At 69.0% G+C, this 6,129-nt stretch carries 5 protein-coding genes; 2 read left to right on the forward strand and 3 right to left on the reverse strand.

What is annotated here, in order from left to right; genetic code table 11:
- The 3 genes from EIO58_RS11080 to pstC all read right to left on the reverse strand — a co-directional run.
- A partial coding sequence (locus tag EIO58_RS11080) for a phosphate ABC transporter substrate-binding protein PstS (protein WP_164861646.1) occupies positions 1 to 1,429 on the reverse strand: 1,429 nt, incomplete at its 3' end.
- Positions 1,426 to 2,733 carry a phosphate ABC transporter permease PstA gene (gene pstA / locus EIO58_RS11085; protein WP_127819588.1) on the reverse strand — a complete coding sequence of 436 codons (1,308 nt, stop codon included), beginning with the start codon at positions 2,731 to 2,733 and terminating at the stop codon, positions 1,426 to 1,428. The genes EIO58_RS11080 and pstA, both read right to left, overlap by 4 nt.
- Before the next feature lie 9 nt (positions 2,734 to 2,742).
- Positions 2,743 to 3,897, reverse strand: coding sequence for a phosphate ABC transporter permease subunit PstC (gene pstC, locus EIO58_RS11090; protein WP_240658753.1), 1,155 nt, complete (start codon positions 3,895 to 3,897; stop codon positions 2,743 to 2,745).
- A 313-nt stretch (positions 3,898 to 4,210) separates the two neighbouring features.
- On the opposite strand from pstC, the gene EIO58_RS11095 reads away from it, so the two are divergent.
- Together EIO58_RS11095 and EIO58_RS18825 are read left to right on the forward strand one after the other, a co-directional pair.
- On the forward strand, positions 4,211 to 5,674 hold the full coding sequence (locus tag EIO58_RS11095) for a sensor histidine kinase (RefSeq protein ID WP_127819589.1): 1,464 nt from the start codon (positions 4,211 to 4,213) through the stop codon (positions 5,672 to 5,674).
- A partial coding sequence (locus EIO58_RS18825) for a response regulator (RefSeq protein ID WP_164861647.1) occupies positions 5,671 to 6,129 on the forward strand: 459 nt, incomplete at its 3' end. The genes EIO58_RS11095 and EIO58_RS18825, both read left to right, overlap by 4 nt.

Here is a 6,129-nt window from a genome sequence, read left to right on the forward strand (position 1 = left end):
TCGAGGCGGCACCGCCTTCGCCCGCGCCTCCGCCGGCAGCGGCATCCCCGCCCCCGCCGGCCGCGTCGTCGCCACCGCTCGCGCCCGTCGACGTACCCGCGGTACCGCCCGTGCCGTCGAGGCACTGCGTCGGGCCAGCCTTGTCGCACTCGGCCGGAAAGGGGGCTTCATTGGCGAGCCGGTTGCTGCCGTCGGGTGAGAACGTGGGGTTGTTGCAGTCCGCGATCCCCTTGATCGCCGGGTCGCCGCCCGGCACCTTCGCGATCTGCTCCTGGCCCGCCTGCACCAGGTTGATGGGCAGCGGCGAATATCCGAGCCGGTCGGCCTGCTGCTGACCCTCGCACAGGAAGTAAGCGCTGAAGTCGGCCAGCGTCAGGCCCTTGTCGGCGGTGAAGGTCGACTCGAGCAGGGTCGGCAGAATGATGTACGAGTAAGAAGACAGCGGGTACACCCGCGGGTCGGCCGACCGGTACACCTGACTGAGGTCCTGGGTGAGGTAGTTGACCGAAGACCGATCTTCGTTGATGCGTGCGCTCAGCAGTGCGACGGCGACGTTCGGCGCAGTCGGCTCGGTGTAGTAGCCGGCACTGTTGAGCATCTTCGCGACCGGGAAGTTCGCGTTCAGGGCGTACGAGTACTCCACGAAGGTGATCGCTCCGACCGCGTGCTGCTGGGCGACGTACCCGGACACGCCGCTCGAGAGCGCCTTCGACACGAATGCGCTGTTGGGAGGAACAGGATAGTTGCTGGTCACGCCGCAGTGGCCGTTCACCATCGGTCGCCCCACCTTGCCGCAGTAGGCATCCCACAGCGCGGTGTGCTCCTGGCGCATCCAGATGGAGAACTGGGCTGTGGCACCCGAGCCGTCCGATCGGACGACCGGCACGATCGGAATCGCGGGAAGAGCCAGCAGCGGGTTGTCGGTCTTGATCTGCGGGTCGTCCCACCGCGTGATCGCACCGGTGAAGATCTTCGCGATCGTGTCTCCCGACAGGCGCAGATTTGTGACGCGCTGCCCGCCGATCTCGAGGTTGTACATGAACGCAGTGCCGCCGGCCACGATCGGCATGTAGGCGAACTGGCGCGCCGGCAGCGGGTCGACCTCGTTGCTGTTCTCGATGGCGTAGGGGATCTCCGACACGCCGAAGTCGGCGGTGCCGTTGGCGAAGCCCACGCGCCCCTGGGTGGATCCGGTCTCGTCGTACGTGATCTTCCACTGGTAGTTCGACCACACGTTGCGGATCCACTGCTGCAGCGCGTTCGCCGACCAGGTGGAGCCGGTGCCGCGGATCGCGGCATGCACCTGCCCGGCGGCGTTCGCCGTGGCGGCACCGGCGAGATTGAGGCTGCCGAGCGTGATGAGGACGACGCCGATGATCGCGACGATCACTCGGGCGCTGCTCCAGCGCGGGGCGGTGCGGGCGGTCATCGGGAGTCTCCGTCGGGGGTGTCGGGCGTATCGTCTCGTCGCTGCGCTCCTCGCTCAACGACCGGGGAAGCCTTTCGCAGGGCGCGCTGCTCGAAGCGAGCTGCGTCACGGTCCGACGCCGCACGAGCCCGGGCCATGCCCTGCGGTGAAAGCATGCCTGCGCCCTTCCCGCCGATCACTCGGGCGAGCAGGAACAGCACGAACACGAGCGCCATCAGGACGGCGGCGGCGCCGAACCCTCGGGCGATCTGCGAGGGCTCGGGCGACTTCACGAGAGTGAACGTCGCGAGCGGCAACGAGACCATGGGCCCCGAGAACGGATTGAGGTTGAAGTACGTCGTGTAGCCGGCCGTGAGGAGGATCGGGCTGGTCTCGCCGATGCCGCGAGCCGTGCCCAGCACGATCGCCGTCATGAGTCCCGACTTGGAGGTCGGCAACACGACGTGCCAGATGGTGCGCCATTGCGAGGCCCCCGTCGCGAGCGAAGCTTCTTTGAGCGTCTGCGGCACGAGGCGCAGCACGACGTCGGCCGAACGGATGATGATCGGCAGGATCATGATCGTGATCGCGAGACTCGCGGCGAAGCCCGACTTGTCGAAGCCGAACATCAGGATGTACGTGGCGAAGATGAACAGTCCGCAGATGATGGAGGGCAGCGCCGTCATCGCCTCGGCGACCGTGCGGACGATGTTCGCGAACGGAGAGGGGAACTCCGCGAGGAACACCGCGCACAGAAGGCCCAGCGGGATGGCGATCGCCAGCGAGATGCCGATCATGATGAGCGTGCCGACCGCGGCGTGCGCCATGCCGCCGACGGTCATGGGGTCGAGCGGTCCGGCGAGCGAGAGGTCCTGCACCCAGAAGTTCCAGTGGAGGAAGGCATCCGACCCGCGGGCGATGGTGAAGACGACCACGACCGAGAGCGCGAGCAGCAGCACGACGGCGAGGGAGTGGATGACGACGGCTGCGATGCGATCGCGGATCGTGACCCTGTCGTCGTCGAAGCTGATCAGCACCGTGAAGCCGAGCAGGAACAGGACGTAGGCGATCAGCACGAACGGCAGCGGGCCCTGGAACGGCAGCACCTGCGCGAACAGCCACGCCGTGGCGCAGATCGCGGCGACAGCGGCGCACACGATGCGCAGGACGTCTTCGCGCCGGATGCGCGACAGGTTGCGTCGCTCCTCTGGGCGCGTGGGATGGACGGTGATGCCGTCGCGGCCCGGCACCCGGGTGCGGGTGATGCGGCCGGGCGACGAGGCGCGGCGGGGGCGGCGCGTCGTGGCGGGGGCGGTGGTGGTCATGAGTGTGTCCTAGCTGGACGCGCCGGAGCGCGAGCGCGAGATGATGAAGCCGGCGATGAAGTTCACAAGCATCGTGATGAGGAAGAGCACGAGTCCGGCGGCCATGAGCGCCGAGATCTCGAATCCGGATGCCTCGCCGTAGCGCAGTGCGATCAGCGACGAGATCGAGTTCGTACCGGTCGAGAGCACTTCCCAGTTGATGGTGAAGATGGGACTGATCACGAGGTAGACGGCGATCGTCTCGCCGAGTGCCCGGCCGAGCCCCAGCATCGTGCCGCCGATCATGCCGCCGACGCCGAACGGGTAGACGACCGAGCGGATCATGCCCCACTTCGAGGCGCCGAGCGCGAGCGCCCCCTCGCGCTCGCCGATCGGCGCCTGCGAGAAGACCTCCCGCATGATCGCCGCCGCAATGGGAGCCACCATCATCGCCACGACCAGTCCGGCAAGGAAAGCGGATGCGGTGAAGACCGTGGGCGTGCCGAGCGGGTCCCGCGGATCGAAGTCCGACACGGCGAAGATCGGGATCCAGCCGAGATACGTCGCGATCCACTCGGCGACCGGAAGGATGGCCGACTCGAGCCAGAACATGCCCCACAGCCCATAGACAACCGAAGGAATCGCGGCCATCAAATCGACGACCCCGGTGAGGAATCGCTTGATCCCGGCGGGAGCGTACTCCGAGATGTACGTCGCGGTTCCGAGCGCGAGGGGCAGTGCTACCGAGATCGCGATCAGCGCGATCGCCACCGTGCCGAACAGAACGGCTGCGATGCCGAAGCGGCCCGAGTTCGGCTCCCATTCCTGAGTCGTGAGGAAGGACCAGCCGGCGACGTCGATCGCCTCGAAGCCGCGGATGAGCAGGAAGAGGCCGACGAGAGTCATGATCGCCAGCACGATCACTCCGCCGCCGTGCGCGCCGATCCGGAAGATGTTGTCGCCCACGCCGCGCCGGCTCGCCAGCGCTCGACGGCCGTCGCCGGGATCGGTGTGCGGCGTGGGCGATGCGTCGAAGCCCAGCAGCCGCAGCGAGCGGCGCTCCTGTTCGAGCTCGGCCACCGTGACGTCGCGGTCGATCACGGCGGTCACGTCGTCGTCACGCTCGACGGCCGCGGTCACGTCGTCGTCGGCCGTGGAAGGCCCGGGGCGCTCTGACGAGGACATGGCTGACGCTTTCGATGCGGGTTCGGGTGGTGTCGCCGCCCCCTCCCCTGGGCTGGAAGAGGGGTTGGGGGTGCGGCGACTCACACATCGTGCGGGCCACGACCGCGGCGGGGCAAAACGCGGCAGGGTCGACTCCGGGCAGACGGTCGGTGTCCAAAGGGTGAACTTCGAATGGCTCGGCGAAGACGCGTCCGCGTGATTCCGCGGATGCCGCGATCCCACCGTTCGGCGCCGACCGAGGGAAGCACTGCGGCGGCGGCGCGGCCGGGCGAAAATCGACCCAGACACTCCCACCCGAAAGGAGGGGACGCCGATGCCCTCCGCGCCGCAGACCCGCCGCGGCCGTTCCGCCGTGCGTGCCGCGCAGTGGGTCAGCAGAGCGATCGTGCCCCTCATGCTCTTCGCCAACGTCGGCTGCTATTGGCTCGCGCTGTATCTTGTTCTTCACGGTCGCCCGGCGGGCGACGTGCCCGACGACGCGTGGCAGCTGGTGGCGGTGTCGGCGCTCGTCGGGTTTCAGGCCGTGTGGCTGGTGTGGCTGCGGCCGCAGCCTTTCGGCACCGTCGTCGCGTCCCTTCTGCTGTGGCAGGCGGCTGTGCTCATCAGCGACTGGGAGACGCTCGCGGTGCAGCCCGGACTGCTGTTCGCCCTCTTCGTCTTCGCCGCCGAGCGCGCCGGCCTCCGTCGCTGGCTCGTGGTCACAGGCGGCGTGGTGGTGACCTTCGCGACCCTCGTAGCGGCCTACGCCCTCCATGCGCCACTGGGGGCAGCGCCGTGGCGCGCCCCCGCGGTGCTCATCGGCTGGGCGCTCGTGGCAGCGGCGACGGTCGCCGGACCTGCCTTCGCCGGAGCTTGGTACGCCGGGCTGCGCGCACGAGCGGAGCGCATCGCCGAACTGGCGTTGCGCGCATCGAGCTCGGAAGCCGTGCGGACCGCCGAAGCGGTCGCGGCGGAACGCCGGACGCTGGCACAGGAGATCCACGACACCTCGTCGGCCCATCTGGCGGCTTTGCTGGCCCTGAGCGCGGCCGCCGAATCCACCGCCGCCGCCGGCGGCGCCGCACACGCGACTTTGATCACCCAGATCCGTTCGGAGGGCGAGAGGCTCTACCAGGGGTTCGAACGGATGCTCAACAGCATGCGACAAGAGGATCGCACCGTCACCGAGACCCATCAGCCGGGGGTGCGGCCCGGTCAGCACAGCGTGTCGGAGCTGCCGGCGCTCGTCGAGGAGCACCGCACCGTCACCGGCGCGGACGTCTCTGTGTGGAACGTCCCGGCATGGCACGAGATCGACCATCGGCTGGGGCCGATGCGCGCGCACATCGCCTACCGGGTCGTGCAGGAGGCGCTGAGCAACGCCCGCAAGCACGCGGACGGCGCGGCGATCAGCATCACGATCGAGGACGACGGGAGCGAACTGCTGCTGCGGATCGAGAACGATCCCCCACCATATCCGGACACCGCCTCCCGGGCACTGCGCGGACTGAGCCTCGGTTACGGTCTGGAGGGCATGCGCGACCGGCTCGTGGCGGCTGGAGGCAGCCTGCGCACCGGACCCCGCCAGAACGGCGGATGGAGCGTCAACGCGCTGCTGCCGCATCCGCCCCACCAGCGCCGTGCGCGACGCCGAGGAGTGGCGCCACACGACGTGCAGCGGGAGACCGACGAGGCGCACGCCGAGCCGAGCCAGGGCGGCGGCTCGATCGGCGCCGACTCGACCAATGCCATCGCCGACACCAGCCGGCCCGTGATCGCCGAAGGAGCACACGCATGATCCGGACCTTGATCGTCGACGACGCCGGCGCGGTGCGCAAGAGCCTGCGCGTGCTGCTCGAGACGACCCAGGACATCCGGGTGGTGGGCGAGTCCGACAACGGCATCGACGCGGTCCGGCTCGCACGGCACCTGAAACCCGACGTCGTGCTCATGGACCTTCGCATGCCTGACGGCGACGGCCTCGACGCGATCGAAGCGCTGAGCGGAATCGGCGTCGCCGCGCCCATTCCCGTGATCGTCTTCACGACCTTCCATCTCGACGAGTACCTCTACGGCGCCTTCGAGCGCGGCGCCGTGGGGTTCCTCCTCAAGAAGAACCCCGGCGACATCCCTGCGGCCATCCGGGCAGCCGTCAACGCGAACGCGCTGCAGTCCCCCGCCGTGCGTCAGCGGCTCATCGCCGACTACGCGCGGGGCAGCAGCCGGGCGCGCAGCCGCGAAGGCGCCCGCGGC

This window comes from Microbacterium sp. CPCC 204701, assembly GCF_004010105.1.
Classification (GTDB): Bacteria; Actinomycetota; Actinomycetes; order Actinomycetales; family Microbacteriaceae; genus Microbacterium.